Consider the following 26945-nt stretch of genomic DNA (forward strand, 5'->3'; position numbering starts at 1 on the left):
GGAACGGCCGCCGACCGCCCGAAATGACTACTCCGGTGTAGGCGCCACGGCTGGGTACATCTCCCTGTAGACGTGCAGGTACTCGGCGATGTGCTGCTGCCCCAGGACGGTGGCGTGCCAACGGTATTCGAGAACATGCGTACCGCCAGGTGCCAGCCGCGGGCACAGCTCGATGAACCCTCTGCTGGGGTGCGCCCGGCGCTTCGGCCGGTAGCCGACGGCAAGGTAGAACAGGGACTTGCCCGACAGTTCGCTCTCGTGGAGCCCCGCCGGGCCGGCTGTAGCGACACGCAGCAGAACGCCCCACAGCCATTCGGACAGCAGGTGCACGGGAGGTGATGGTTCGGCAGGCTCCCCCAACCCGGCGCGGGCGCAGGCGCGGCCACGGCGGGTGATCTCCACCAGCGTGCGCTCCACCTCACCGATCCCGGGAACCTCCACACGGTCCTTGGAAACCTTGATCAGTCCCAACCGGCCCAGGGAGTGGAGGGTTGCGCCCGCGCCCTGATCGTGAACGGCTGCGCTCCGCAGGCGTTGCTGAAGACGTGTACGGCCGACCACCTCGGCAGGCCCGTCGAGAGCGAACGGTAGCTTCCGCCACTGCGCGGCCGACGGAACGCCTACCCGGCTCTGACGGCGCATCCACATCTCGGCTTCGGTCATCTGATCGTCCCGCAGGATCTCGCTCAGATAGACCCGCTGACGGTCATTCAGCGCCTCCCAGCGCTCGACCGTTGTTGCCGACAGAGCCTGATGCTCCCGTTCCGGCAAACATGGGGGCTCGTCCGCCGGCCGCGTACGCATCCAGGCATCCAGGACCACACGCACCGGCACCCCGTACACGACCGCCAGTTGTTGCATGAGTCGGCCTGTGAGCTCCGGTTTCTTCCAGTGCCAGCCGGACACCTGACGATTCCGCTCTAGGCTCCGAATCTTGTGCGCGTCCACGAATAGGTCGCTGCCCGCAGGAGTGTCACGTAGTTGGCTGGCGACCTCCTCAGCAGTGAGACCGGCACCGTAGCGGAGGTCAATCAGCGTCTCGGACCCACTGGGCGTACCTGTGAGGTCAGCGGTGGCACAGCCCAGGGCATCAGCAAGACGCCGCACGTTCCGGGCTTCAGGCGCGTACCTGCCCTCCTCCCAGTACACAACCAGGCGGTACGTAACCCCCATGCGATCGGCAAGCTCCTTTGAGGTGAGCCCGGCCTGCTCACGCAGCGCCCGGATCTTGGTGTGATCAACGGTCAGCAGACGCCTTGGCATGTGCGCCAGAGAAGCTCATTGAAGACTTCATCGCAACTCCTTTACGCCGAACAGGCTGAAGCCTCTCCAGGTCGGCACGCAGCCCGCTCGGCAGGTTCGGGTCGACAAAGCCAAGCGGACAGCGCTCGCAGTGCTTGTCGTGGCCGAAGCCGACCGCGGCTCCGCTGCCCTCGGGCAAGTCGGGAGCGTCCGCGGGCAGACCCATCGAGGTGATCAATGATGATCGCCTTCAACCCGCCGATCACCTCCTCGTCGGTTCGCCAGCCGCGCAGCGGGGCGAGCATGACCGAGCCCGTGGCCGACCGGCTCTTCCACCTGCCCGGTCTCGACAAGCAGTGGGTGGCCTGGACCCAGCGCATCGCGCTGAGGTCCTCGGCAGCAGTCTCACCGGCCAGGGCCCGACAAGCACGAACTGCTCGCAGCGACGTTGGACTCTTCCCACAAACACGGCTTCGGGGACCTGCTGTACCAGCACGCGCCAATCATTTGCCTCCTCGAACGACGCGAAGTGCGCGACACCCTTTTCAGTTGGAGCATCACGCGCCTTCCCGGCACGGTGTTCACTGACCAGGTGGACTCCCCGGAGTTTCTCGCGCGAGACCTCATTCACGAGGCCGGGCACCATTGATTCAACGCCGTCCTGACTGCGGCATCGGTGTCGTTTCCGGAGAATGCGGTCTTCTATTCGCCGTGGCGGAAGACAATACGTCCCGCATTCGGATTCCTTCACGCCTGCTGGGCGTTTTCCCTCGCCGCCATCTACAGCGCCAGCGTGGCCGACATGGCCCCGTCTCCGGCGCATGGTTTTCTGTGCGACTACCTGACCCACCAGGGTCGCCTCCTGCGGAACGCTCTGCCGGCCCTGGCAGACGCCATCACCCTCATCACGAGCGTGCCATTGCGCGACCAGCTGTCGAAGGCGGTGGACCCAGCCCTGCGATGCACACCGGGAGAAGTCCATCTGCTCCCCGCCCAGTAGCGAGTGCTCACCGGAAGTCGCAGGTCAGGCCCACAAATTCCGCATTGGTGATCGCATGGTGGTCGCAGTCGGCCATCCGGACGTGAAATCTGTAGTCTCGCGGGCTGATTGAGGATCAGAACGGCAGGAGGCAGAAGAAAGTGCGCAGTTCGGGGCGGCGGCGGGGTCGGGTCTACCGTCGGTGCGGGTGTCGTGACGCGGATCGGCGCCAGCTCGGGGCCGGGTGCCCACGTCTTACCGACGAGGGGCACGGCACCTGGACCTTCGCTGTCGACATCCCCTCCCTCAACGGCCGCCGACGTACCGTGCGGCGCGGCGGGTTCGAGGACGAGTGGCACGCCGAGACGGCGCTGCGGGGCTTCCTCAAGGGACGTCTGTCGGGGTTCGACGCAGACGCGCACGAGACGGTGGCCGTCTACCTGACCAAGTGGCTGAAGTCGATGGAGTTCCTTCTCAAGCCCACCACGTACACGCGCTACCGCGCCTATGTGCTCTGCGAGTTAATCCCCGTGTTCGGCAAGCTGCGCCTGGAGGAGCTCGCCCACGACCACATCGCCTCCTACGCGCACGAGCAGCTCGAGTCCGGCCGCGGCCGCCAGGCCGTCTACCACTGCCTGGCCACGCTCTCCAGCGCCCTGGGGACCGCCGTCCGCACCCACCGGCTCCCCTTCAACGCGGCTCAGCCCCTGCCCATGCGCCGGCCCCGCGCCGACGAGCGCGTGCCCTGGAGCGCGGAGCAGGCCGTCACCTTCCTCGCCCACTGCCGCGACGTCGACCCCACCTTCTCCGACCTCTTCGAGGTCATCATCGGAACCGGCCTGCGCAAGGGCGAGGCACTCGGGCTTCAACGCCAGTGCGTCCGGATCGACGACCGCGTCATGTACATCCGCCACACCCTCTCCGCCATCGACAACCACGAACTCGTCCTGACCGCACCGAAGACCAAGAAGAGCCGCAACTGGGTGCCCCTGTCGGAGCGCGTCGCCGCCGCCCTCCAGCGCGCCATGGCCAGGAGCACCTCCACCGACAACGACCATGTCTTCCAGGGCGCGGACGGCAAGCCCCTCCACCCGGCCGCGGTCCGCCGGCGCTTCCACGAGCTGCGCGAACAGGCCGGCCTGCCACACGTGACCATCCACGACCTACGGCACCTTGCCGCGACCCTCGCCTTGGAGGGCAACGTCTCCATGGCGGTCATCTCCAAGACGCTGCGCCACTCAACGCTCTCGACCACCGCGAACATCTACAGCCACCTGACCTGGGACGTCGCCATGGCCGCGGTCCACACCATCGAAGCCAGGCTCTGCCTCGTCGAAGCCCGCGCGCACGGCGTTAAACGTCCTCGCCTTTAGCAGCCAGGCACCGAACCCGCTCTTCAGTCACGCCGCCTGACGGCGCTACAGCCACGTCCTACGCCAGGGGCGCACAGAACACCGAGCAGCCGGTCCACAGCTTACGTCCACTCAAGCAACCGCTCACAGACGGATGCCGCGGGTCTCACAGGCATGCCCGCCCACAGAAAAGTCAACGTCACCCCGACGCCGAACCGCGTCCGAACGGCCTGTCAGCCGCGCTCGACTTACCAATGAAGGAGGAGCCAGCCGCCCTGAGACGCTCCCGAGTACAGGTAGTGCCCTCCGAGCGCGACGTGAACGAGCGTTCACGACCACACTGCGACCACCAACCACGAAGGCCGTCTCCGCCATCCGGCGGAAACGGCCTCTGACCTGCAGTTATGCAAGTCGGGACGACAGGATTTGAACCTGCGACCCCTTGACCCCCAGCCCCTCAAAATGCGCCCACGTACACGTCGTGCGCGTGCAGACGAGCATGATTCGCGCACCTTGCGCGGCAGCGGGCATGACGTGTGGTCCCCAGCTGTTCCCCAGATCAGGGGCTTGACGGAGGGTCCGAGTGGCGTTCATGTCTCCAGGCTAGCGTCACTCTGGCCGTGGATCCCGCGATCCCATCGGATCGCTCAGAAATCGCCGAGCAGGACATCCATCACAGTCCGGAGAAATCAATCCAAGCCAGCCGAAGGCCAGCCAGAAAATAGCCATCATAAATCCCTTCCTCGCCCATTCCCTGCGGTCCCACCGAAATCCACGGCGCTCGCCCTGGCGCAGTCCGAGGACCGACCCGAGACTCGACGCCGCCGCGCCGCAGGTGCACCGGGTTGTACGAGCCCAACAGCCTGCGGGCGGCAGACAGAGCACCTTCTCCCGGTCCGCGGCCTCCTTCGGACGGTGAACGCGCGAAGGCCGATGCTGCGCGATCAAGCTGACCTGCCCGCCGGCCGCACATCATGATCACCCTCGCGGCGTGTCGCCAGCGCGCATTCCGGCCAGTCGATCTTGTCGTGCTCTACGCCGCGCCCCGCACCATGTGCCGCCATACCCGCCGTCCCGGCAACCCTAGACGGGCCATCAGCACTTGGTTCGAGGAGGAGTCCATGGCACAGGGCCATCTCCGTCGCGAGGTGAACCGCCGATGAGGGTGCCATCCCGGAAGGCTAACGATGCCGTGGCCCACCAGTCCGCATTCGTCGATCGCGAGCCTCTGCAGCCTGGAATCACAAGCGGTAGGTGAAGCGCAACGCGCCTCCCTCCTCGCGGTAGTACCCGCGACCCCGTGCGCCGAAGGGGTTGGGGAGCATATGCACCTGGAGCCGCGCGGCATCGAGGACCGACGTGATCACCAGCAACTGCCAACGGTCGTGGCCGGCATGCTGCTGGGCCGCCCGAACCTCGCTCTCCCCCAGTTCGATCTGCCCGCCCTGCCCCTGCGTGGCCTTGACCTCGAACATCAGCGGCTGCCTACCGGAGCCGACCCGGAAGTCGAAGCCCAGGCCATCGTTCCCCGGCGAGCCGGGGAACGCGCCGCGACGGGTGGCGGAAACCCAGCTGCTCTCGTCGGTGCCGGGGTACTGGCGGCACAGCCAGTGGTAGGCGTACCATCCGCCCGCGTAACCGATCGCCGTCCGCTGGGCCTGCGACAGTCCGCTGTCCGCCCGGCCACGGCCGCCGCCCGGACGGCGCCCGGCCCGGCTCCCTCCGCTCCGCGGCATGAGCGGAGTGAGCTCGGCGAAGTGGTGCCGGCCGCCGACCAGTTCGGGCCGGGCGTCCAGCGCTTCGCGGAGCACGGCGGTCAGTTCGGTGAAGTCGCCGGAGTGCACATCGAGCTCCCGGCTCCCCACCGAGATGAGCCGTCGGGCACGCTCCCTCGCCGCACGGGCCCGGTCTACCTCGTTCCGTACCTCGTCCAGGTCCTCCGGAGTCAGCCCGTGGCGGTCGAGGTCCGCTGTGCGGGGCAGGTCACCCGGCCACTGCCCGAGCGCGGCCAGCCAGGCGACCACGTCGTCCGGGCCCAGCAGTCGGAAGTCGAGCGCACCTGCCGCCTCCAGCCGGGTGGTGACCTCCTCTCCTGGGTCGAGGGCCGACAGCGCGTCGGGCAGCGCGCGGCCGGACGCCGTCACCAGGGCGACGAGGTCCTCCGCCTTGCCCGCGATCATGCTCTTGTTCCGGCCGCGCGCGTGGTCGATCGGCGGCAGCGGGTCCCCCTCGTCCGGGACCGGCCCTCCTAACCGTGCGACGAGTGCATCCTCGACCTGCGCCCGCAGCAGTCCGGTGTCCGCGACCTCGACGGCGAGGGCCCAGGCCGAAGGCGCTGTGATCCAGTCGAGGGTACGGAGCTCCGGCCAGTCGGCCAGCGGTCGCCTGGCGTCGAACTCTCCCAGGGCCGACCAGCGAAGCCGGTTCAGCAGCTCCTTTCGGGGCAGGTCCACGAACGCCCGGAGCGCCTCCTCGTGTGCCTCGCCGTGGCTGATCGGCCGGTATCGCGGAGCCAGGGCGGCCAGGATGTGGTTCAGCGCGCCGAAATCGATCCCGAGCGCCGCTCTGAGTTCGTCGGTCGACCTGGCCGCGCGGACCTCGTCGACGAACTGCTCGGCCGTCAGCGGGAGTTCGTTCTCATAGGAGCGCAGCGCGGCCGTGAGGTCCTGGGTGTCCCGGGGCGTCGGCGCGCTCAGCTCGTCGGCCTTCGGCCGGCCGAGCAGGTGCACGAGCAGCGGGTAGCCCCGCTGCAGGACACCACCTACGGCTCCGTCGATCCGGCGGCCGGTCTGTTCGAGCTGGTAGACGGAGAGGCCGAGGGCTCTGGCGAGTTCCTCCTGCGCCAGTGCCCGCAGATCGGCGTGGGCGTCCCCGAGTTTCAGGGCGGCCAGCTGCAGCCGGTCGCCGAAGCTGCGGTGCCCGAGCAGGTCGGCCATCGCGACCGCGAACCGGGCGACCTCGCGCCAACTCCGGTCGCCCTCCCGCATCAGCAGCAGCGGGTGCTTGGCATCGGGCAGCGGCAACACTCCGTCCAGCCGCTCCGGGACGGTGACCGGCTCCTCGTCGAGGGTGACCTCCCGGTCGGTGTAGCGGTGCAGTCGAACCTCACGGAGCGCGCCCGTCAGCTCGGTGAGAGCGGTGTCGCTCGGCCGGGGCGCGTGCGGATCGTGGTCGGCCAGTGCGGCCACCGCCAGGGCCAGCCAGGGGAACTCGTCGACCAGCGGCTCGCCCATGGCCGCCGGGTCCACCAACTCGCCGTCGACGGTGGCCGAGAACTCCAGGGAGTCCACAGCCAGGACCGCGCCGGGGCAGATCTCCTCGAGCAGGTCGCAGACCTGCCGGGCGATGCCGGGCAGCACGAGCAACGGCTGTTCCATCTCCCGGATCAGGCGGGCGGCCAGGCTGTCCCGGTCACCGGTGACGTACAGCACCGCGCTCTCGTCGACGAGGTCGGCGAGGTCGGCGAGGGGTACAGCCACCATCCGGTCGCCGGCTTCGGCGAGCAGGACGGCGTCCTCCGGTAGTTCGGGGTCGGGCTGTGCGACGAGCTCGTTCCAGGCACGCTCGTTGGCACGCTGGGCCAACGGCCAGTCGTCACCTCGGACCGCGCCGTCCTCCAGGAACTGGCCCAGTGCTGCGACCAGGCGTGCGCTGTCCTCCGGTTCACCCCCGAGGCATCCGTCATCGTGCTGAGCGCGGGTACGGCTTGGAAAATTCGCAAGAAAAGCTCACGGACAGTGGTCCGCCTGACCGAAGTCCTTTCGGTCAGGCGGACCTTTTTCCAACTCGGGCATGTTCACGACTGTCGGCTCATCCCGAGGTTGATGTGAGACCTTCCGAATCAGAGGAATCAGTCGGAAGGAAATGCATCGAGCAGGGGAACTCCATGCTCTAGCATTATTCTCACCACATCCCGCCATTCTTCACTATCTTCAATCAGGAGGAATTCTCGAGTGATTCTGTTGAAGATTGACGGAATTTCTACTACGCGCGATGGATAGAGAATCCATCCGGGCTCTGATCCATCCCATAGGTACACATATGACTCTCTGGAATCCAAACTACCTCACCCCCCAACCGAACCAGCTCCTGCCAGTTGTCTTGATTCCCTCTGTATCGAAGGAAGTAACCTCTCCTCCAGCGGGAACTATCTTCGATGTGCGCATGGGCGAGCCAGCGTCTATGAAGGACTGTAGCATTGCCCGGTCTGCGTCGCTCGGACTCCTCGCGCCACCAGGATGTGTGTGATAGATGAGGATATTGTCCGCGGCTACGGGGACCCTGCAGGAGCCGACACCTCCTGAGTAGAGGTAGTAGGTGCCGCCAGCTCCGTTTGGTCCGGGGCCCAACTTGTAGACGACTGCAAATTCGACCCCATGCTTATCGGTCAGAAGCTCCAGCTGTGACGCGGTAGGCCTGCTCGGGATCTCAATGCCAGCAGATCCCGGGAGTCCTTCCTTTTCGCGGGCTCCGTGGAGCAGTCGACTGACAGTTCCTTGCTCTCGCAGCTCGCCGAGGGAGCCGGACTTGATCTCCTTGTCCATCCAGCTGTCAAGGCCGCCCAGTGCAGTGACCGCGACTTGCTCCGCAAGCTGATCGGCGTGCTTTTCAACGAAGTCAGCAACGTCATCGCAGCCGAATTCACGCAGCTTTTCAGCCGCAGTATAATAGGCGATCGCGGGGCGGACTGGGAAGTATTTGTCTACGAGCTGGCCGAGACTTTCCTGCCCGGTAGCGAAGTCATAAACGTCGCCGATAACCTTGGCCGGCATTTCGACGCCTTGCTTCAGGCCGCTGCCGATAGCTTCCCACCACGGCATGTCCGAAGGGGCGTTCGGGTCCGAAGGCGACATGCCGCTCGGGTCGGAGAAGACGGTCGGCGTGTTAGATGCGTAGGCGTATGCGGAGCTACCTGGGGGTGAGGACGGCGCCGAGAGTGGGTCGCGTGAGGTCAAACGCCCAGTCTGGGGGTCGTATTCGCGGGCCCTCAGATCCTGGGTGTTGGTGATCCGGTCGTTGTACTGGCCGGTGAAGCCGAACGGGCTTGTGGGCGGGCTGGCGGCGACACTGGTGGTGGTCTGGTTGCCGAAGGCATCGTATGAGATGCGGCTCTGCTGGGTGCCGGAGGCGTCGGTTAGGTCGGTGATGGAGCCGAGCCAGTCGTGGTGGTCGTAGTAGGTGGCTCCGCCGGTCCGTTGTGACTGCGGCAGCCCGAGCGGGTCGTATCCGTAGTCGCCTGTGACGGCGCCGCTGCTGTCGCTCTGGCTGGCCAGTTGCGGCAGTGGGTTGTTGATGTCCCATGTGGCCGTCTGCAGCAGTGAGCCGCCGGAGTACGTGCTGACGCGGTTGCCGCTTGCGTCGTTCGTGAAGGTGTAGTTGTAGGCCCCATTGCTGTAGGCGATGGGATGGTTGTTGAAGTCGTAGGTGAAGGAGGTGCCGGGACTGCTGGTGTTGGTCTGGTTGCCGTCGGCGTCGTAAGCGAACCGTATGACGATGATCGGGTTGACGGTCTCAGTGGTGAGCTCGTCGGCTTGGTCGTAGCTGTAGGTGGTGCTGTTGGCGGTCTTACGGTTGCCGACAGGGTCGTAGGTGTAGGCAGTGCTCTTTCCACCGATGACGGCGGAAGTGACACGGCCGTCAGCGTCGTATCCGTAGGTCTGCCGGTCCGGGTTCACGCCCAGGCGCTGAGCGTCGACCGCGGTGGGCTGGCCGACGGCGTCGCGGGTCAGCTGCCAGGAGTCGAGGGTGGTGGAACCCTTCGTGCTGGCGATGGAGGCGAGACGATCGGCAGGGTCGTAACTGCGGGTCTCGGTGTAGCCGTTGGTGCCGGGCAGGGTGGTGGCGGCCAGGTTCCCGGCAGGATCGTAGGCGTAGGTGGTGGTGGCGCTGTCTGCTGTCTGCTGAGATTCGCGGCCGTCGGCGTCGTAGCCGTAGGTGTACGTCTCGCCATCGGGGTACTGGCGGGATGTGATGTTACCGGCAGCGTCGTAGCCGTAGGTGAACCCAGGGGTGCCACCGAGCGCGGAGACGGCCAGCAGCTGGCCGGCCTGGTCGTAGGTCAGGTTTCGCGTGCCGGTGGCGTCAGTGATGCTGGTTGGCTGCCCGGCCTGGTCGTACGTGCGCGAGACGCTAGGGGTCTTGTCGGTGTATGTGGTTGCCAGGCTCAAGCCGCGCGCGTCGTAAGTGGTGGTCGCAGTCGCGCCGCGCGCATTGGTCGTGGTGGTGGCGTGGCCTTCGGGGTCGTAGCTGTAGCGGACGGTGTGTCCGAGCGGATCGGTGGTGCTCGTGAGGTGGTGCAGTGGGTCGTAAGCGTAGGTGGTGGTGTGGCCGTTGGCATCCGTGCGGGCAGTTTGGTCCCCGACGGCGTTCCAGGTGTTGCTGGTCACCGCCCCGGTGGGGTCCGTGACGGCTGTTACCTCGCTCGTCGCATCGTAGGCGGTGGTGGTGGTGTGGCCGTTGGCGTCGGTAACCGAGGTCGGCCGGCTGAGAGCGTCGTAAGCGGTGGTAGTGGTGTCGCCGAGTGGATCCTTGACGGTGGTGCGGTTGCCGACTACGTCATAGCCGTAGGTGGTGGTGTAGGTGGAAGGCGTTGCTCCGGTGGCATTGCCGCGCGGATCGACGACTGCGATCGGCCGCTGGTCAGCGTCGTACGCGGTGGTGGTGGTGTCGCCGAGTGGATCCTTGACGGTGGTGCGGTTGCCGACTACGTCATAGCCGTAGGTGGTGGTGTGGTTGTTGGGGTCGGTGACGCTGGCTACGCGATTGGCCTGGTCGTAGCTGTAGGTGGTGCTGTTGCCGAGCGGGTCCTTTACCCCGATGACGTTGCTCACAGCGTCATAGGTGTTGGTGGTGGTGTTTCCGAGCGGGTCGGTCGTGGTGACGGGCCGGTCGAGTGCGTCGTAGGTCGTGGCGGTGACCGCACCGGTCGGATCAGTGGCCGAGGTCTGGTTGCCATCGGCGTCGTAACCGTCAGTCCAGGTGAAGGCGGTGGCGCTTGCTCCGCTGTAGTTCCCGCGGGCGGTGACGGTAGTCAGGCGGTGGTTGTTCTTGTCGTAGGTGTAGGTGGTCCGGTCGCTGAGGGTGTCGGTGACGGAAGTCAGGTTGCTGGCACTGTCGTAGGTGCTGGTCGTGGTGCTGCCAGCAGCGTCCTTGACAGTGGTGCGGTTGCCAGCCGGGTCGTAGCCGTAGCTGGTGGTGGCACCCTGGGCGTCGTTGACTGCGGTGAGCTGGCCGTCAGCGTCGTAGGTGTAGCTGGTGGTGTCGCCCAGCGGGTCGGTGGTTGAGGTGAGGAGGCCTCCAGCGTCGTAGCTGTAGGAGGTGGTGTAGGCGGCTGAGGCTGCGCCGGTGAGGTTGCCTCGCGGGTCAGTCTCAGTGGCGACGCGTCCAAGTGGGTCGTAGGTGAAGGTCGTCTTCTCACCCAGGGCCGTGGTTACGGACGTGCGGTTGCTTGCCGCGTCGTAGCCGTAGGTGGTGACTGCTCCCAACGGGCTGGTGACTGTGGCCAGGGAGCCGAGCTGAGTGTAGGTGTAGGTGACCTTGCTGCCGGCGGGGTCGGTGCTTGCTGTGAGCTGGCCCGCGTTGTTGTACGTGTAGGTCGCGGTGTGGCCGAGACCGTCTGTGTACGAGGTCACGCGGTTCGCGGCGTCGTAGGTCCAGCTGTCGGTGGTGGACAGCGGCACCGGGGCGGTGCTGGCGGAAAGGTTGCCGTTGGCGTCGTAGGTGAAGGTGGAGGTGTTGCCGTTCGGATCCGTCACGGAAGTGCGGTTGAGGTTACTGTCGTAACCGTACTTGGTGGTCTTGCCATAAGGGTCGGACTGCCAGCTGATGACGCCGCTGGCGTAGGCCTCGGTCCAGATGCCACCGTCGGGGTCGGTGACGTAGGTCGTGCCCGGGTTGTTCGCGTCGTAGCTGTAGGTGGTCTTGCCACCCAGGGCGTCAACTTGGCTCGTCACACGGCCCGCACTGTCGTAAGTGTTGCTGGTGCGCAGGTGGCCAAGGGGATCAGTGACGGTGGTCAGCAGTCCGCTGGTGGGATCGTAGCCGTAGCTCGTGGTCTGACCGCGTAGATCCTTCACGCTGGTGAGGCGGCCGCTGGTGTAGCCGTATGTGACGGTGCGGGAGCCAGGGAGAGTGACGGTGGCCAGCAGGGCCCCGATGTAGCCGAAAGTGACAGTGCGTCCGGCGGCGTCTGTGATCGATGTCAGCTGGCTTCCGGCATAGCTCATTGCCAGCCCGTTACCGGCTGGGTCGTGCATCGCTGTCAGGCGTCCGGAGCTGTCGAAGAGCAGACTGTGCTGGTCCGGCGTTGTCAGCTGGTAGCCGCCATTCAGCGCCTGCAGTGTGGAGTGAATGTAGGAGCGGGTTGGCGCGAGAGTACCGTCCGCGTGGACGGCGTAGTCCGTCTGTGAGCCGTCTTCCGCGACGAACGTGACCACCGACTGGCCGATGATCAGCGAAGCCCCGTACGGGAAGGCCCAGCCCGCACCGAGGACGCTGGAGGTTGTTGACGATGAGGAGTAGCTGCGGGTGAGCATGAAGGGAGCACCCGGGCCGCTCAGTTCGGCATCGGTGACCGCTTCGCCGAAGGCTCCCGTCGAGGTGTTGACCGGGTCCCCGCAGTACTTGACCAGGTCCAGGACGATGCCTGTGCTGGCCGGTGAGTTCGGGCAGGCTAGTGAGACGTTTGACGGCACTCCCTTGATCGAGTCCGGCATCGAAGGGAATGAGGTCAGTGTGTCATTGGTTCCGTCAATGTAGTTGTAACTGACGACTAGGTAGTAATCAACGTATTCCTGGAGCTGGGGCTGCATCGCGCAGTAACCCGTTGCCCGGTATACATTCCACTGTTGCGCATCCATCAGGGTGTTATCGGAAGAGCGGTAGAGCGCGACTGAGACACCGCCCTGGGCCTGGGTCCCGAGGTTCGCCGGCATGCTGGTGTTGAAGTCCCATGTCGCACACCAGGACAGGCCAGTGTTCCCGGCCTGCACGGTGTCGGCGTAGTAGCGCAGGTTCGCGATGTAGGGATGCCCTGAAGACGAGTCAGGTATTGCGAGCGCCCGTTTGGCTGCCCCCACCTTCGGTGCCACCGGTACTGTCGGATGTGCTGGTGGCGGTACCTGAGTACCGCTGATGTGGTGGAAGCCGGGCGTATTGGGCCCGGCAGTCTTCACAGCCGGGCCCTGCGCGTCCGCGGGTGCACCCGCGTTACCCAAGGAGGCTTCCTGTTGCTGCTTTTGTTGCATCGTCAGAGGCTTGGCCTCAGGAGTGGCCTTTGGCGGGACGCCCGTGTACGACTTGGTGTGGACCCGTGCGATCGCTGGGGCTGCCCACGACGTAGGTATGCCGGTTGCGGAGATGAGGACGAGTAAAAGGAGAGCTGTGACCGATCGGCGTACGTTTTCTTTCATTACCTTTCCTTCTCGCTTGTCAGATATAGCCTGCGAAGGCAGTCTGAACGCAGCACAAAGGCAGCCGAATGCGCCCAGCCGGCAGTTGCGGAATCCGGACAGGCAGTGGAGAGAAACAGTGATAAACGAACCGACAGTTGCCCATCGGAGTGAGACCGATGAAGCTTCGACAGCACGATCGCCTATGGCAGCCTGCGTTCCACCAGCTCGACCTTGATGGGAAAATCTGACTCCGATTTAGGGGAACCGCCGGACCTCGCAGTTGAATAAATCGCTACCCATGCACGGCTTTCCGAACACTGCAGACCCGACTCACCCACAGGGTTGAATCACGTTCAGGGTTGCTTCAGTTCGCCCCCCACTCTTCACAATCACGGAGCGTGTCGTCAAGGTCTCCACGAGTCAGAGGGCGCCCGAAATATTCGCGTTCATCTACTCATCGACCGACAAAAGTGCTCAGGTGGAGCAAGCAGCGTTACCAGGTCGTTACTATTGGTCGACATGCGCTGCACACTCTCGGCCAGCGAATTGTCTCTGAAGCTACTTGCGGAACGTCAAGAGAGCTCGTGAGGTGGTCATGATGATCGTTACCAGTGGGAAGCTACCGATGTGACGCTTCGTCCGTTCGCGAGCTGTGAGCAAGCCACGGATCGCAGACGACTGACTGTCGGCGGCGGTTGAACCGTGGTTCTGGATCACTTTCCGTGCTGATATGACTGATCGTCACCGACCGTGCCGGGACCGGGTGCCGGTCACGCGGCGAGGAGCACGCGCTTGCGCAGGAGGTCCAGGCCCGCGCGGCCGAACATCTGCCGCTTCAGCATCTTGATCCGGTTCACCTGCCCCTCCACCGCCCCCGAGCTGAACGGCAGACTCAACCCCGCAACCAGATCAGAACCGATCCCGTTCACGAACGACACCAACGACTTGTGGTCACTTTCGATGCTCTCGGGTTGGGGTGGCGCCACATGCGTGATGATCAACAGTCGTGAGCGACATGGATGTTGAGGAAGTCCTGTTCCCGGACCTGGGCGACCTGGAGATAACGAACATCGAGATCGGCGGCGACAGCATGACCGTCACGGCCTGCGCGTGTGCGCCCGAGGCGCTCTGCCCTGCCTGCGGCGCCGGATCACGTCGGGTCCACAGCCGCTACGAGCGCCGGCTGGCGGACTCGGCGGTCGGTGGCCGGCGAGTGGTCGTGAAGCTGCAGGTCCGGGGTTTCCGCTGCCAGGTGATGTCGTGCCCCCGGTCGACGTTCGTCGAGCAGGTCGCCGGGCTCACTTTCCGCCACGGGCGGCGCAGCTTGCGGCTGCACACGATCCTGCAGGCGGTGGCGTTGATGCTGGCCGGACGAGCCGGTACCCGACTGTCCGGTGTCCTCAGCTCGAAGGTCAGTCGCTCGACGCTGCTGAGGCTGATCCGCGCGATGCCCGATCCGCCGACAACGACACCACGGGTCATCGGAGTTGACGATTTCGCTCTGCGTAAGGGGCATGTCTACGGCACCGTGCTGATCGATATCGAGACCCGTCGTCCCGTCGATCTGCTGCCCGACCGCGAGGCCGCCACCCTCGCCCGCTGGCTGAGCGAGCACCCCGGCGTCGAGGTCATCTGCCGCGACCGCGCCATCGCCTACGCGGAGGGCGCCCGCCTCGGGGCACCGAACGCGGTCCAAGTCGCGGACCGCTGGCACCTGTTCCACAACCTCACCGAAGCCGTGGAACGCTGCGTCACCCGGCACTCCACCCAACTGCGCGAACCCGTCCGCGTCCCCACCCCCGAGGAATACACGGCAGCCCTCGCCGAACTGGAGAAGATCACCACTACGGCCAAGGCGAACCGAGGCGCCCATCGGTACGCGGACCGCACCGGCGAGCGGCACCAGGCCGTGCACGACCTGCTCGGTCAGGGCCTGTCCCGGCGGGAGATCAGCCGCCGACTGGGCCTGGCCCGCGGCACGGTACGCCGGTTCGCCCGCGCCGCCGCCCCCGAGGAACTCGTGGTCGGCAAGTGGCAGGGCCGCACCAGCGTCCTGGACGACCTACAAGCCCTACCTCCACCGGCGATGGCAGGAAGGCTGCACCACCGCGAAGACGCTCTTCAACGAGATCAAGGCCGCCGGCTACACCGGCGGCCTCACCGTCCTGCGCGACTACCTGCGGCCCCTGCGATCCGGCGCCCAGCCGCAGGACCGCTCCACCCGGCCGCCCTCGGTGCGCGACGTGACCTCCTGGATCACCCGCCACCCCGACAGCCTCACCAAGGACGAGACCCTGAAGCTGAATGGCGTCCTCGCCCGCTGCCCGCAGCTCGACACCACCGCCGGCCATGTCCGGACCTTCGCCGAGATGATGACCGCCCGCACCGGCCGCGACCAGTTGGCTGGCTGGATCGACCAGGTGAAGGCCACCGGCCTGCCCGAGTTGGTGTCGTTCGTGAACGGGATCGGTTCTGATCTGGTTGCGGTGGTGGCGGGGTTGAGTCTGCCGTTCAGCTCGGGGGCGGTGGAGGGGCAGGTGAACCGGATCAAGATGCTGAAGCGGCAGATGTTCGGCCGCGCGGGCCTGGACCTCCTGCGCAAGCGCGTGCTTCTCGCCGCGTGACCGGCACCCGGTCCTGGCACGGTCGGTGACGATCAGTCATATCAGCACGGAAAGTGATCCAGAACCACGGTTCAACCGTCGCCGACAACACTACCGGGCCCATGCTCCTCCCCCGCCGCGACCGCTCGTTCGCCTCGCAGCACATTGGAGCCACGATGAAACCGCCGCAGGGCGTGACCGCCCGAAGACCTCGGCACTGGCTGGGCGCGCGGCGACCAGCTGGGATCACCCCTAAGGACGGACTCGACCTTGGGACCCGTAACACCGCCCCCGCGGTCAACCTGTCCGACCAGTCAGCCTCCACACTCCACACGCGCTGTCATGACGATGCAGGAACATCACGACCCCACCGGTGGCAATCCGGCGCTCAGTGACCACGACACAGCACCCCGCTGCTGGGCGCGCCGGCTCCGGTGCGGGTCCACGATTCCTTTGATCGGGAACGGTGGCCGAACCCGTCCCGAGGCGGGGACGGCTATCGAGCTCTGCCAGGGTCACGCCGAGCGGCCTAGCACGGGAACGGCGCCGACCACGGCGCTCGCGCTGCTGCTTCATCCGCCCAGCATGCCGCCTGGGGACGGCGCACTACGCGCACCGACACGAGGCCTACGGTGACCAACTGCCGGCTGCGGCCACCGCGGCGGAGTTCGGGCCAGGCGCGCAGTCAGCCGCCCTTGACGGGCCCCGTAGCCGACCATGGTCCAACGCCATCGAGCGCCTCGCGTAGCAGCTGGCCGACGCCCGATCGCTGCAACTATCGGAATGCGAAGACTCGTTCGGGTCGGGAGGCTGCCACGACGAACGAGTAGCTCATGCTGACCTACCCCGAGGCCACCCGCTGGTGGATCGGCACCGACGACGACTTCCTCCCCCTGCCAGCGCAAGTGGGGCACCTGGGCACGGGTGATCTGGAGGTTCGGATCTCCTCGGCCGCGGACCTGGAGCGGTCAGCGCCGTTGCTGGCGGCCAGCTTCGAGGCGGCTGCCTGATCTCATGCGAACGGCGGCAGGCTGCGCACCGATCGTGGTGCGCAGCCCGCCGCCGTTTTCACCCGCGCGACCGCGGAGCAGCTCGGGGAGCAACTCGGCCGACGGACTCTCCCCTTGTGCGCGCCTACGTTCACGGGCGAGGTCGGCGTGGGCCTCGGGTTGGTCGGGTGCGCTTCGAGGGCATCGTCGATCGTCCGGAGGGCGCCAGCACGACGACCGGCCACCGGTCAGAGGGCAGCATGCCCTAGGCTCTCGGCAGATGGATCGGTCAGCGACTACGGCCGGTCGCCTGCCGGTTCGGACGGTGGGCAGGTGGCGCGGCAGCGGGTGGGCCGGCGTGGTGGATGGTGCGGGTACGGGCGGCGTGGATCTTCTCGGGCCGGATGACGGGCGAGCGTTCACCGGGGGCCGGAATCAGGGCCTGCGGAACGGCCACGGGGGCGATCGTCGCCGGAACCAGGTGTGTGGCGCGCCCTTCGATCCATTCCTCGGCGTCGCCGTGGGAGGCGAAGTGGGCCAGCTGTATCGTTCGGAAGGCCGCGTCCTGGAAGTCAAGTTGCTGCAGGACCAGCAGGACGCTCCGGTCCGTCCGTTCGGCAGTGGTGTCCCGCAGGACGGCCCAGGTCTCCCACTGAGCTGTTTCCAACCTGAAGTCGCTGGTCATGGCGCTGGCGTGGGGAAGTGATGGGGTGCTCTTGCTGGTGGCGGTGGTGATCGTCTCGGCGTGATCGTCCGTCAGCGCTGGACCTCGGCATTCGTCAGCACGAGCAGCGCTCGCAGGAGCGTGGTCGCGTGGCGGGCGTTCATGCGAAGCTTGGTGAGGATCCGCCAGTTCTTCAGATCGGCGAAGCCGTGTTCGTTGGCTGCGCGCTCGCGGCTGACCAGCCGGTTCGCCTCCTTCTCGGCGGAGGTGAGCGGATGGCCCCGGGTCGCTCGGCGGCCGGTGACGATCACGGGGTCGTCGGGGTCGTCGTCCAGGCCGACGAATCCGAGGTCGGCCAGCGCACCGAGGCCTGCCCGGCGCAGGTGCGTGGTGATCTTGTCGTGGCGGGCGGCGGTGATCTCGCTTGAGCGCCCCGGCCTGGCCGCCGAGATCCACAGCAGGTTGCCGCGCTCGTCGGTCAGCGCGAGGAAGAGCAGGCCGTGGACCTTGTGCTTCCCACTGTAGTTGGGCCGGTTCTCGTCCCCAGTGCGGCGGCGGGTGCGGACCAGCGTGCCGTCCAGCAGCACGACGACGCCACCCTTTCGAGTGGTCTTCTTCAGTGCGCGGTCCAGGCGCTGGGCACGGGCGGCCAGCAGCCCGACGACCTCGAGCAGCCAGCGGCGCACGGTGGACGCGGACACGCCGTTGCCGCCGGCCACGTCCGAAAGGCGCTGGTCATGGCGCAGGACCGCAAGGACGATCAAGGCGATCCGCCCGGGCGGGAGCTTGCGCCAGCGCGAGCCGATCTTCTGCAGGTGGGTGCGGATTGCGGTGGCGACCAGATCCAGCGTGGCACTCGACAGCGGCAGGCGGCACTGGTAAACAAGCCCTTCAGGGCCCTCGACGGAGTGGTTGTTCAGTCGCATGGACACCCCAACTCCAGTCGGGGGCCCGCGCGTTACGCCTGGATCCGGCCTCTCGCGTCACCCCGGCAGTGCGGTGAAGCGGCCGGCCGGGGTCCGGTGCAGCCATCCGCGGTCCGCCAGCCGCTTGAGCTTGTCGCGCACCGGCTCGACCTGACCGGGCTGAGCACCCCGGCCGAGCTTCACGCTGACATCCTTGGCCGGGACAGCTTCCGCCGCACCGGACACGGTCTTCATGATCGCCTGGTAGTCCGCCGGCAGCACGCTCTCGTCCATTCCCGCCTCGCGGTGCGGCACCAGCAGCAGACCGCCGGCCCCGGGAGCGGCGGTGACCCGCTCCAACTCCTCCGCCATGACCCGCTCGTCAGCCGTCCCGGACCGCTCGGCCTCGATGAACTGCCCGATCACCACCTCGGCCGCCTCAAGACGAGCAACCTCGGACTCGATCTCGACGAGTTCCTTACGCAGCCGCACCGCCCGATCGGCCAGCACCACCCGACGCTCGATCACCCAGGTCAGCACCTCCGCCAACGCCAGCCCCTCCCCACGCGGCAACCAACTGGCCCAACCGACGCTACGTGAACACTCCAGCATCAAGAACGACTTGACGGGAACCGACCGAAACTGACGGCAGACGATCACGCCAAGGCGATCAACACCACCACCAGCGAGAGCACCCCATCACTTCCCCACGCCAGCGCCATGACCAGCGACTTCAGGTTGGAAACAACTCAATGGCCTCTCCTTTCTCCGACCCGGCGTTCTACCGGAACCGCTACCCCACATACGCCGCTCTGCGTGGGCGCGCACCCGTTCTCCACGCCCCGATGGCTGGCAGCACCGGTGCGGCAGCCGTCGTCACCGGCTACGAGCAGGCCCGCCTGGCGCTCTCCACCAGCTCGCTGTCCAAGGACGCCTCCGCGTTCTTCGCCGACCACCCCTCGGACCGCTCGCTGCACCCCGCCGTCGCCCGGAACATGCTCACCTCGGACCCGCCCGCACACACCCGGCTCCGCCGGCTGGTCGTCCGGGCGTTCACCTCCTCCGCCGTGGACAGCCTGCGCCCCTGCATCCGGTCTCTCACCGAGCAACTGATCGAGCGGTGGGAGCCACGCGGCGAGGTCGACCTGATCGCGGACCTTGCAGGTCCTCTCCCGGTCACCGTGATCTGCCAGCTCCTCGGCGTGCCGCCAGAGGACTGGGCCCGGATCCGCAGGCTGTCGACCGACCTGTTCGCCACCGGCGACCACACCAGGATCGACGCGGCCTCCCACGCCCTCGCCGACTACATGACCCGGTTGATAGCCACCAAGCGCGCTCAACCGGACAAGGCGCTGCTCTCCAGCCTGATCGCTGTCCGCGACGCCGACGGCGACCGCCTCAGCGAGGAGGAACTGCTCTCCCTCGGCCTGCTGCTCCTGATCGCCGGCCACGAGACCACCACAGCGGCGATCGGCAACGCCGTCCTCGCACTGCTCCAGCACCCAGCTGAGCTGGAGCACCTTCGATCCCACCCGAACCGCATCCCCACCGCTGTGGACGAACTCCTGCGCTACGACTCGCCCGTAAGCATCGCCACCTGGCGCCACGCCGCACGCACCGTGCAGCTGGGCGACACCGAAGTCGCCGCCGGCACGGCGGTCTTCGTGGCCCCCGGAGCCGCCAACCGCGACCCCGGCAAGTTCACCGACCCGGACCGGCTCGACCTCCAGCGCCAGGACGCCGCCCAGCACCTCGCATTCGGCCATGGCATGCACCGCTGCCTGGGCGCACCGCTCGCCCACGCCGAGATCGAGACCACCCTGCGGGTCCTGCTGAAGGACTTCCCCGGCATGCGGCTGGCCGTCCCCGCTGAGGAGTTGCAGTGGCGCCACTCCCGCCTGATCCGAGGGTTGGAGTCGCTGCCCGTCCTTCTGTAGGCACAGCCCGGTGCCACCGGCGAGTCCTCCCCCAGCGGCACCGGCATCGCCCGTAGCCGACGATCGTGTCCGACAGCGGGCCACAAAGCCCCGACATCCGCCGAACACCCGGCCTGTCGGCCGACCCGCCATTCGGCGCAGGCCAGGCCGACACCGCGCCTCACACGGCCGAACCAGCCAGCGCTGCCCGGACCTTGGTCATCCCCCGTGCTGTCACCTCGGCGCCCTGCTCTCCGCCCGTATGACGACGCGCCGCACCACTGCACCGTCCGCACAACCCCGGCTGCGGCAGCGGATCACGGCACTCCGCGCACTCCGCGCGCCGCCGACCGGTCGGTGCCGCCGGGCGCTCCACGGGCATCTTCCGCTCCAGGCGCGAACGCAGGACCCCGGCCGGGGAGTAGACCACCTCCGGCAGCCCGGACAACAGGGCCGCCCGCAGTTGATCCTCCGACCCACCCCGTTCCATCCACTCCCGCACCAGTGGAGCCAGTGCCACCGCCTCCGCCGCACCGAGTGGCAAGCGCCGGTCTGGTCTGACCGCGCGCAGCAGCGCGTTCATCGCCGCGAGGGTCGCCTCATCCGGCTCCTCCACCGGCTCAGCGAGCCGGGGCACGGGCGCGGGAGCGTCTTCCTCCCACCCTCCCGCATCCCCCGCGTCGCCACCCTCGGCGACCGGCTCCACCGCGGTGGGGAGGGAGGGTACTTTCACCAGGTCCTTTGGAAGGACGCCACACTCAGCGGTGTCCGACTCACCGGAGCCCGGCGGAGTGGTACCCGGCAGCCCTCCCGGCTGCGGCCGGTCGAAGACGTGAACCTCCGAGCGCAACCGGCCGTCGGCGAGCCGGACCACCTCCACCCGGTAGTACCCCCACGCCCGCAGCTCGTCCAGCGCCGCCGCCAGCGCCTTCCGACCCTGCGGGCTCGAGTCCGCCATCTGACGGCACGTCTCGCGCCAGTCGTCCGGCCGGGACAGGAGATCCACCAGCAACCCTCGCACGGTGCAGCTCATCGCGCGGTTCTGCGCCAACGCATTCGGGATGATCACGAAGCTCGTAGGGTGCGGGCTGCGGTGGATTCGCAGGGAGATCCTCCTGGACGCCGAGGCCCGGCCGATCCCAGCCGGGGGACGACGGACCACAGCAGCGGACTCGACGTAAGGGAATCTGAAGGTCAGTGACGCTGATCACGCGTCTTGGCCTTGGCGAACCAGCCGGCGAAGGCTTCCGCTTCAGCTCAGGAGCAACGCGGCGTCCACCCGCTTCCCGTCTGCTTCCCTTCTCGGGTAGGGGGGTTCAGGAGGCGATCAGAGGCAGGGAGCCGCCGATGCGACCGGGCCAGTACAGGTCGGTCGCCTCGCGCGGCGCGGTGACGCGCACGTGCAGGGCGTAGGTGAGGCTGGTGGTGTCGGCGCGGCGGGCCGGGACGGTCAGGCGTAGCCGGCGCTCGGCGGGGTCCCACTCGTACGGGGTGCCCGCGAGTCCGAGGCGGGTGAGTTCGGCGTCTATCTGCTCGGTGGCGAGCGGTGCGGGGGTGCGCCAGGTCGCGCGGCACAGCCGGCGCTGGTCGGGCGGACAAAGGTCGGCGGCGGCACACACCTCGCTTCCCCAGACCCCGGCGTCGTCGGGGCGGTCGGTGACGTGGGCGAGGGCGCAGGAGTTGGATTCGTAGACGAGGTGGCCGTACTCGGCGGGCAGTCGTTCCAGGAGCTGGCGGGCCTGCTCGGGCCAGACTGCGTCGGCGGCGGCGGCGTCGGCCGGCAGTCCGTCCCACAGGCCGGCCATCTGGTCGAAGGCGCCGGGCGGGGTCTTGAGGCCGACGGCGACCGAGCAGGCGGAGCGACCGACGACGGTGTCCAGGACGGTGCGCATTGCCTCCTCGGTGCTGTTCTGGGGGAGGAAGGGGCGCCAGTAGTGGACGACGGGAACCCCTGCGGAGTGCCACAGGCCGAAGGAGCGGCGCAGGGCCTGGTGGTCGATGCCGAGTTCGACGTCCGGCTCGAGCCCCGAGTACGAGAGGTACATGATCACCGGGAGCCGGTTTGCCCGAGCGGCGGTGACCGCGTCGATGACCTCGGGGGTCGGCGCGCACTTGGAGATCAGGACGAGCGGGTTGGTGACGTGCGCGCAGGTCAGTTCCCGCAGCAGGCCGATCAGGTGCCTGCGGTTGGGCGGGGTGGCGAGCGCGTCGGTGCAGGTGTAGGCCGCGAGGACGCCGCCGGGGCGGTAGTAGGGGGAGGACAGCAGGCGCTGGACCGTATCGGCCGGGCCTGCCAGTTCGACCGGCTTCACGCCGGTCTGGAACCTCTGCTGGAGGAAGCAGTAACGGCAGCGCTTGGGGCAGCCCTGCACGGGGTTCATCACGGTGTAGCTGTCGTGCTGGTCGATGACGTTCTCGTAGACCCGCAGCCTCGTTGCCGATGTGGTCACTGATGCCCTCCCCCTCCGGGGGTCTCTACTGTGCGGTGATCGTTTCGATGTGGGCGCCGACGGCGCGGAGCTTGCCGACGGGGTCCTCGTAGCCGCGCTCCAGGTAGCGGGTACCGGCGACCGTGGATGTCCCGTCGGCGATGAGCGCGGCCATGATGTAGGAGAAGCCGGCGCGCAGGTCCGGGATGGCCAGGTGCGCGCCGTTGAGGGCGACGGGGCCGGTGACGATCGCGGTGTGCTGGAAGCCGCGACGGTGCCAGCGGCAGCCGCCCGAGCCGAGGCAGCTGTCGCTCAGCGAGATGTCGGCACCCATCTCGGCGAGCTGCTGGGTGTAGCCGAACCGGTCCTCGTAGATCGTCTCGTGCATGATGCTGGTGCCCTTGGCCTGGGTCAGCATCACGGTGAACGGCTGCTGCCAGTCCGTCATGAAGCCCGGGTGCACGCCGGTCTCCTGGTGTACCGCGGTCAGCGGGCGCTCGCGCCAGAACACCAGGCCGCCGTCGGTGGGGGCGAACTCGCCGCCGACCTTGCGCATCGCGTTCAGGAAGGTGACCAGGTGCTCCTGCTGCGCCCCGGCCACCTCGATCCGGCCGCCGGTGGCGACGGCGAGGGCGGCGAAGCTGGCGGTCTCGATCCGGTCGGGGATCACCGAGTGCTCGGCGCCGCGCAGCTTCTCGACGCCTTCGATGGTGATGGTCCGGTCGGTCTCGACGTTGACGAGCGCGCCCATCTTCTGGAGGAACATCACCAGGTCGATGACCTCGGGCTCGACGGCCGCACCCTGGATCACGGTGGTGCCCTTGGCGAGGACGCCGGCCAGCAGCAGGCTCTCCGTCGCACCGACGCTCGGGAACGGCAGGGTGAAGTGCACCCCGTTGAGGCGGCCGGCGTGGACCTTGACCGAGCGCAGTTCCTCGGTGATGGCGGCGCCCATCTCGGCGAGGCCGGACAGGTGGTAGTCGATGGGGCGCTTGCCGATGGTGCAGCCGCCGGGCAGGGGCAGGTACGCCTCGCCGACGCGGTGAAGGAGCGGACCGATCATCAGGACCGGGATGCGGTTGACGCCGCTGTACGCCTCCGAGAGGGCTGTGGCGGTGACAGTGGGGGTGTGGACGGTGACCTGGCCGGGGCCGGTCCACGAGACCTTGGTTCCGAGCTCGGCGAGCATGTCGAGCACCAGGTGGACTTCCAGGATGTCCGGGACGAGGTCCAGGGTGCACGGCCGGTCGGTGAGCAGCGAGGCGACGAGCAGCTTCGTCACGCTGTTCTTGGCGCCTGCAGCCGTCACGGTGCCGGTCAGCGGGACGCCACCGCTGACCTGGTACCAGTGCCGGTCCTGGGCCATGTGCTCGTGTGCCATCGCCACGGTATTGCCTCTCGGTTCTGTCGGGGGCGGTCGGGCCGGGGTCGGGCACCAACTGATGCCCGACCGGCCTTCGCGCACTATCGCATATATGACGTTAGATCCCTGGCATCAGGCTCCCGACCTGAAGAGTCGGTTCGAGTGAATCGCGCCACCCGTCAGGGCTGCCTGGCGCAGCGCGCACTCGGCGGACTCCTCCACGCGGAACAGGGCGTCGACGGCCTCGTCGATGTCCCTGGCGACGACGATCACCCCGTGCCGATAGAGAGTGAATGCGATTGCATGGTAGGCAAGTTCGCCAGACCGGGGTGCAATGTGCCTCAGCGCCAAGGGCTCATAGTGGAGCAGGTTGATCACGGCGACCTCGGGGCGCTGGATCATCCCGGCGGGGATCACCAGGGGGCGGGGATTGTCCCGATACTCGCGCTTGATCCGGTGGTCGTCGGCGGCCAGACACGGTATATCACTCAACGCATCACAGCGAGCGGTGACCGAAGGCACCTCGCGACCCAGGGAGGCGAACACCAGGGAGTGCGGGGCATGGGCGTGCAGGATCGCCCCGGCCTGGGGCAGCATCCGGTACAGGGCCAGGTGCAGCGGGGTGCCGGACACCCCCAGGCCGGCGGTCTGCTCAACGATCTCGCCGTCCATGTCCAGGACGATGTGGTCGGCGTTGGAGATCCGCCAGTGCCGGCGGCTGGCGCTGCCGGTGGTGGAGATCACCATCCGGTCGTCGGAGGCGCGCACCGAGATCGCGCCGCCTGCCGGGTTCAGCAGGCCCCACTCCTTCAGCTGACGCATCGTGGACACCATCTGGTGTCGTTCGGGCTCGTACATCATGCGGTCCTCCGTTCGGACGTGACGGGGATGGGGTCACGGCGCGGTTCGATCGACAGGGCGGTGGCGCCCTGCTGAGGGCGCACGACCGAGCAGGCGGGGACCTCCTCGCTGCCGAGCTGGACGCCGGGGTAGAGCACGGTGTGCGCCCCGATTAGCGTGCCGGGCCCGGCGGTGACGTTCGCCGCCGACCGCACACCGTCGCCGAAGACGGCGCCGATCTTCGCCCGGCCGGTCTCGGCGACCGTGCCGTCCAGCAGCCGGATGCGCACCGGCGCGCTGGGGTGGAGCGGGTCGGGCTGCCACAGCCTCATGTTGAACGCCATCACCCCGGCCGCGAGGTGCGTGTAGCGTCCTGCGACGGCGATGGCGAGGGTGACCCGGTGGGCGAGGACGGCGCGTTCCAGCAGGACCGAGCGGGACACCTCGCACCCGTAGCCGACGTGCACGCCGCAGGACAGCACGGTGCGCTCGCGCACGGTGGAGAACTCGTTGACGACGGCTCCGGGGCCGATGATCGCCCGCTCGCCGATGTTGGCGTACGGGGAGATCCTGGCGCTCGGGTCGATGTACCGCTCGGTGCCGAGCTTGTCGGCGAGGTGCTGGAACAGCTCCTCGGCCGAGCCTGCGAACAGGTGGGCTTCGGTGTCGTCCATCCAGTCGCAGCCCAGGCCGTGGAGCCAGGCGTCGTCGGCGAAGCTGGTGAACTGGCCGAGCGTGGGAGTGCTCACCGCGCCCCCCGCTGGGCGAGGGCGTGGTGCGCGGCCTCCAGGTACTGGGCGGCGCAGCGCTGCGGGTTGAACAGGGCGCAGGCGCGGGCGCGGGCAACCCTGCCCATGCGGGCCAGCTCGTTCGGGTTCTCGCAGGCGCGGGCGAGCGCGGCGGCCAGGGAGCCGCGTTCGGCGTAGGGGTACACGATGCCGGTCAGGCCGTCGAGGACGACTTCCGGGCCGGCGCCGACGTCGGGGACGATCGCCGGGATGTTGGCGGCGGCACCGTCGATGATGCACCGTCCGAACCCTTCCTCAGGGGAGGGGGAGACCAACACGTCGGCTGCGGCCAGGCGCTCGACCAGATCCGTGGTGTAACCGTGGAACATCACCGGGGCGCCGGTAGTGTCCACCAGCTTCTCCAGGCTCTCCTGGGCGCTACCGGGCTGCCCGTACACGGTGACGTGGACCCGGTGGCGCAGGTCGGGCTCGGAGGAGGCGTAAACCAGGTCTTCGAGCCGCTTCCATGGGACGGTGCGGGCGATGACCCCGATCCGCAGCACCTCGCCGGGGGCCTTCTCGGTGCGCTCGGGGGCCTGGGCGGGGATGTGCACGCCGTTGTAGATCGTGGTGGCACTTGTGACGCCTGGAAGGTGGCGGGCGGAGCCGGCGGCGGCCTTGGAGATGCCGACCCAGTGGGCCTGGTAGAGGAGCGTGGAGGGCATCTGGCCGGGGCGTACGGGCATGATGCGGCCGGTGCCCGGGTCGAGGACCCGCAGGATGCGGTCCGGGTGGACGATACCGCGCAGCACGGCGACCACCGGAGTGGTCCTGGCGATGATGACGTCGGCCGCCGCGGTGCGGTGGGTGGAGATGATGACGCTGTCGCGGCGGTTGGAGGCCATGACGTGGACGGCGGCGCGGTAGCCGTCCCAGCCGTCGACCTCGTTGACCTCGACGCCGGCCGGGGCGGGGGCGGGCGCGGCGTCCATGCCGCTGCGCCACCACACCAGGCGGACCCTGACGCCCTGGGTGGCGAGTGCTTCGGCGAGTTCGGCGACGGACTTCTCGGCACCTCCTCGGGCGGTCGAGATCCAGGTGAGCACTAAGGTGCTGATCACGCTGCTGTCCTTTCAGGTCTGTAGGTCTGCAACAACTCGTGGCAGGGATTGCCGAGTTGGCTGGATGGATTCCGGCCCGGGGCGGGAACGCCGGTCCTTGGCCGAGCGCGTCGTCCGGCGGGGCGGCCTCGTGCGGGTCCCGGCCAGGGCCCGGGTGAGGGCACTCATGCCGTGGTCGCTCAACGTCGGGGGGAGGACATCGCAGCGCCGCTTCCCGAAGCGGGCCCGTGCGATGGTGCGGGCCATGCTGATCGCGACCTCGACACCGAGGGCGCTGGAGGTGACCAGCACGACCGAGTCGTCCGGCCGGCCGACGGCGTCGCCCAGGCGCCCGGTCAGTTCCTGCTGAATCCGCGGGTTGAACACCGCGGTGTAGGCGGCGGTGCGCCACCGCTTCTCGCTCCGGACCAGGACCCATGCGC

General features: G+C 67.8%; 18 protein-coding genes and 1 pseudogene. 5 read left to right on the top strand and 14 right to left on the bottom strand.

Going from position 1 to position 26945, the window contains the following annotated elements; genetic code table 11:
- Positions 1 to 27 precede the first annotated feature (27 nt).
- Both OG455_RS10565 and OG455_RS10570 read right to left on the bottom strand, forming a co-directional pair.
- On the bottom strand, positions 28 to 1263 hold the full coding sequence (locus OG455_RS10565; RefSeq protein ID WP_266292445.1) for a helix-turn-helix transcriptional regulator: 1236 nt from the start codon (positions 1261 to 1263) through the stop codon (positions 28 to 30).
- Positions 1238 to 1480 carry a hypothetical protein gene (locus OG455_RS10570; protein ID WP_266292447.1) on the bottom strand — a complete coding sequence of 81 codons (243 nt, stop codon included), beginning with the start codon at positions 1478 to 1480 and terminating at the stop codon, positions 1238 to 1240. The genes OG455_RS10565 and OG455_RS10570 overlap by 26 nt, the downstream gene beginning before the upstream one ends.
- 1067 nt (positions 1481 to 2547) lie before the next feature.
- Here OG455_RS10570 and OG455_RS10575 point away from each other — a divergent pair.
- Positions 2548 to 3594 carry a site-specific integrase gene (locus tag OG455_RS10575; RefSeq protein WP_266292449.1) on the top strand — a complete coding sequence of 349 codons (1047 nt, stop codon included), beginning with the start codon at positions 2548 to 2550 and terminating at the stop codon, positions 3592 to 3594.
- A gap of 1220 nt (positions 3595 to 4814) precedes the next feature.
- On the opposite strand, the gene OG455_RS10580 is transcribed toward OG455_RS10575, so the two are convergent.
- The 3 genes from OG455_RS10580 to OG455_RS10590 form a co-directional block, all read right to left on the bottom strand.
- On the bottom strand, positions 4815 to 7157 hold the full coding sequence (locus OG455_RS10580; RefSeq protein ID WP_266292451.1) for a hypothetical protein: 2343 nt from the start codon (positions 7155 to 7157) through the stop codon (positions 4815 to 4817).
- 477 nt (positions 7158 to 7634) lie between these two features.
- Positions 7635 to 12818 carry a DUF6531 domain-containing protein gene (locus tag OG455_RS10585; protein WP_266292453.1) on the bottom strand — a complete coding sequence of 1728 codons (5184 nt, stop codon included), beginning with the start codon at positions 12816 to 12818 and terminating at the stop codon, positions 7635 to 7637.
- A 917-nt stretch (positions 12819 to 13735) separates the two neighbouring features.
- The gene (locus OG455_RS10590) at positions 13736 to 13903 is read right to left on the bottom strand and encodes a hypothetical protein (RefSeq protein WP_266301092.1); all 168 of its coding nucleotides are present in this window, start codon (positions 13901 to 13903) and stop codon (positions 13736 to 13738) included.
- A 152-nt stretch (positions 13904 to 14055) separates the two neighbouring features.
- Here OG455_RS10590 and OG455_RS10595 point away from each other — a divergent pair.
- From OG455_RS10595 to OG455_RS10605, 3 genes and pseudogenes are all read left to right on the top strand, one after another.
- Positions 14056 to 14739: pseudogene (locus tag OG455_RS10595) on the top strand (ISL3 family transposase); the annotation flags it as partial.
- A 469-nt stretch (positions 14740 to 15208) separates the two neighbouring features.
- Complete coding sequence (locus tag OG455_RS10600; protein ID WP_266292455.1) at positions 15209 to 15589, top strand: transposase; 381 nt, start codon at positions 15209 to 15211, stop codon at positions 15587 to 15589.
- A gap of 812 nt (positions 15590 to 16401) precedes the next feature.
- Positions 16402 to 16578: a hypothetical protein gene (locus tag OG455_RS10605; RefSeq protein ID WP_266292457.1), complete on the top strand. Its 177-nt coding sequence runs from the start codon at positions 16402 to 16404 to the stop codon at positions 16576 to 16578.
- A gap of 268 nt (positions 16579 to 16846) precedes the next feature.
- Here OG455_RS10605 and OG455_RS10610 read toward each other — a convergent pair whose 3' ends face one another.
- The 3 genes from OG455_RS10610 to OG455_RS10620 form a co-directional block, all read right to left on the bottom strand.
- Positions 16847 to 17242: a hypothetical protein gene (locus tag OG455_RS10610; protein WP_266292459.1), complete on the bottom strand. Its 396-nt coding sequence runs from the start codon at positions 17240 to 17242 to the stop codon at positions 16847 to 16849.
- Between the two features lie 71 nt (positions 17243 to 17313).
- The gene (locus OG455_RS10615) at positions 17314 to 18147 is read right to left on the bottom strand and encodes a transposase family protein (RefSeq protein WP_266300719.1); all 834 of its coding nucleotides are present in this window, start codon (positions 18145 to 18147) and stop codon (positions 17314 to 17316) included.
- Between the two features lie 57 nt (positions 18148 to 18204).
- A complete protein-coding gene (locus tag OG455_RS10620) occupies positions 18205 to 18675 on the bottom strand; it encodes a hypothetical protein (RefSeq protein ID WP_266292461.1) in 471 nt (156 codons plus the stop codon).
- A gap of 296 nt (positions 18676 to 18971) precedes the next feature.
- Between OG455_RS10620 and OG455_RS10625 the strand changes: the two genes are divergently transcribed.
- Positions 18972 to 20063: a cytochrome P450 gene (locus tag OG455_RS10625; RefSeq protein WP_266292463.1), complete on the top strand. Its 1092-nt coding sequence runs from the start codon at positions 18972 to 18974 to the stop codon at positions 20061 to 20063.
- A 160-nt stretch (positions 20064 to 20223) separates the two neighbouring features.
- On the opposite strand, the gene OG455_RS10630 is transcribed toward OG455_RS10625, so the two are convergent.
- The 6 genes from OG455_RS10630 to OG455_RS10655 form a co-directional block, all read right to left on the bottom strand.
- Positions 20224 to 21111: a hypothetical protein gene (locus OG455_RS10630; protein WP_266292465.1), complete on the bottom strand. Its 888-nt coding sequence runs from the start codon at positions 21109 to 21111 to the stop codon at positions 20224 to 20226.
- A 247-nt stretch (positions 21112 to 21358) separates the two neighbouring features.
- Positions 21359 to 22492, bottom strand: coding sequence for a radical SAM protein (locus OG455_RS10635; RefSeq protein WP_266292467.1), 1134 nt, complete (start codon positions 22490 to 22492; stop codon positions 21359 to 21361).
- 25 nt (positions 22493 to 22517) lie between these two features.
- Positions 22518 to 23852, bottom strand: a complete 1335-nt coding sequence (murA, locus tag OG455_RS10640; protein ID WP_266292469.1) for a UDP-N-acetylglucosamine 1-carboxyvinyltransferase — start codon at positions 23850 to 23852, stop codon at positions 22518 to 22520.
- A gap of 114 nt (positions 23853 to 23966) precedes the next feature.
- Positions 23967 to 24695, bottom strand: a complete 729-nt coding sequence (locus OG455_RS10645; RefSeq protein ID WP_266292471.1) for a class II aldolase/adducin family protein — start codon at positions 24693 to 24695, stop codon at positions 23967 to 23969.
- Positions 24692 to 25423 carry a transferase gene (locus tag OG455_RS10650; RefSeq protein ID WP_266292473.1) on the bottom strand — a complete coding sequence of 244 codons (732 nt, stop codon included), beginning with the start codon at positions 25421 to 25423 and terminating at the stop codon, positions 24692 to 24694. Before OG455_RS10650 ends, OG455_RS10645 begins: the two co-directional genes overlap by 4 nt.
- A complete protein-coding gene (locus OG455_RS10655) occupies positions 25420 to 26523 on the bottom strand; it encodes a glycosyltransferase family 4 protein (protein WP_266292474.1) in 1104 nt (367 codons plus the stop codon). Before OG455_RS10655 ends, OG455_RS10650 begins: the two co-directional genes overlap by 4 nt.
- Positions 26524 to 26945: the final 422 nt, after the last annotated feature.

This window comes from Kitasatospora sp. NBC_01287 (assembly GCF_026340565.1).
In the GTDB taxonomy this organism is placed as follows: domain Bacteria; phylum Actinomycetota; class Actinomycetes; order Streptomycetales; family Streptomycetaceae; genus Kitasatospora.

Coding starts and splice junctions, on each gene's coding strand:
- OG455_RS10585 (WP_266292453.1), bottom strand. CDS start 12,818: ATGCAACAAAAGCAGCAACAGGAAGCCTCCTTGGGTAACGCGGGTGCA.
- murA (WP_266292469.1), bottom strand. CDS start 23,852: ATGGCACACGAGCACATGGCCCAGGACCGGCACTGGTACCAGGTCAGC.
- OG455_RS10615 (WP_266300719.1), bottom strand. CDS start 18,147: ATGCGACTGAACAACCACTCCGTCGAGGGCCCTGAAGGGCTTGTTTAC.
- OG455_RS10565 (WP_266292445.1), bottom strand. CDS start 1,263: ATGCCAAGGCGTCTGCTGACCGTTGATCACACCAAGATCCGGGCGCTG.
- OG455_RS10625 (WP_266292463.1), top strand. CDS start 18,972: ATGGCTGGCAGCACCGGTGCGGCAGCCGTCGTCACCGGCTACGAGCAG.
- OG455_RS10645 (WP_266292471.1), bottom strand. CDS start 24,695: ATGATGTACGAGCCCGAACGACACCAGATGGTGTCCACGATGCGTCAG.
- OG455_RS10610 (WP_266292459.1), bottom strand. CDS start 17,242: ATGACCAGCGACTTCAGGTTGGAAACAGCTCAGTGGGAGACCTGGGCC.
- OG455_RS10605 (WP_266292457.1), top strand. CDS start 16,402: ATGCTGACCTACCCCGAGGCCACCCGCTGGTGGATCGGCACCGACGAC.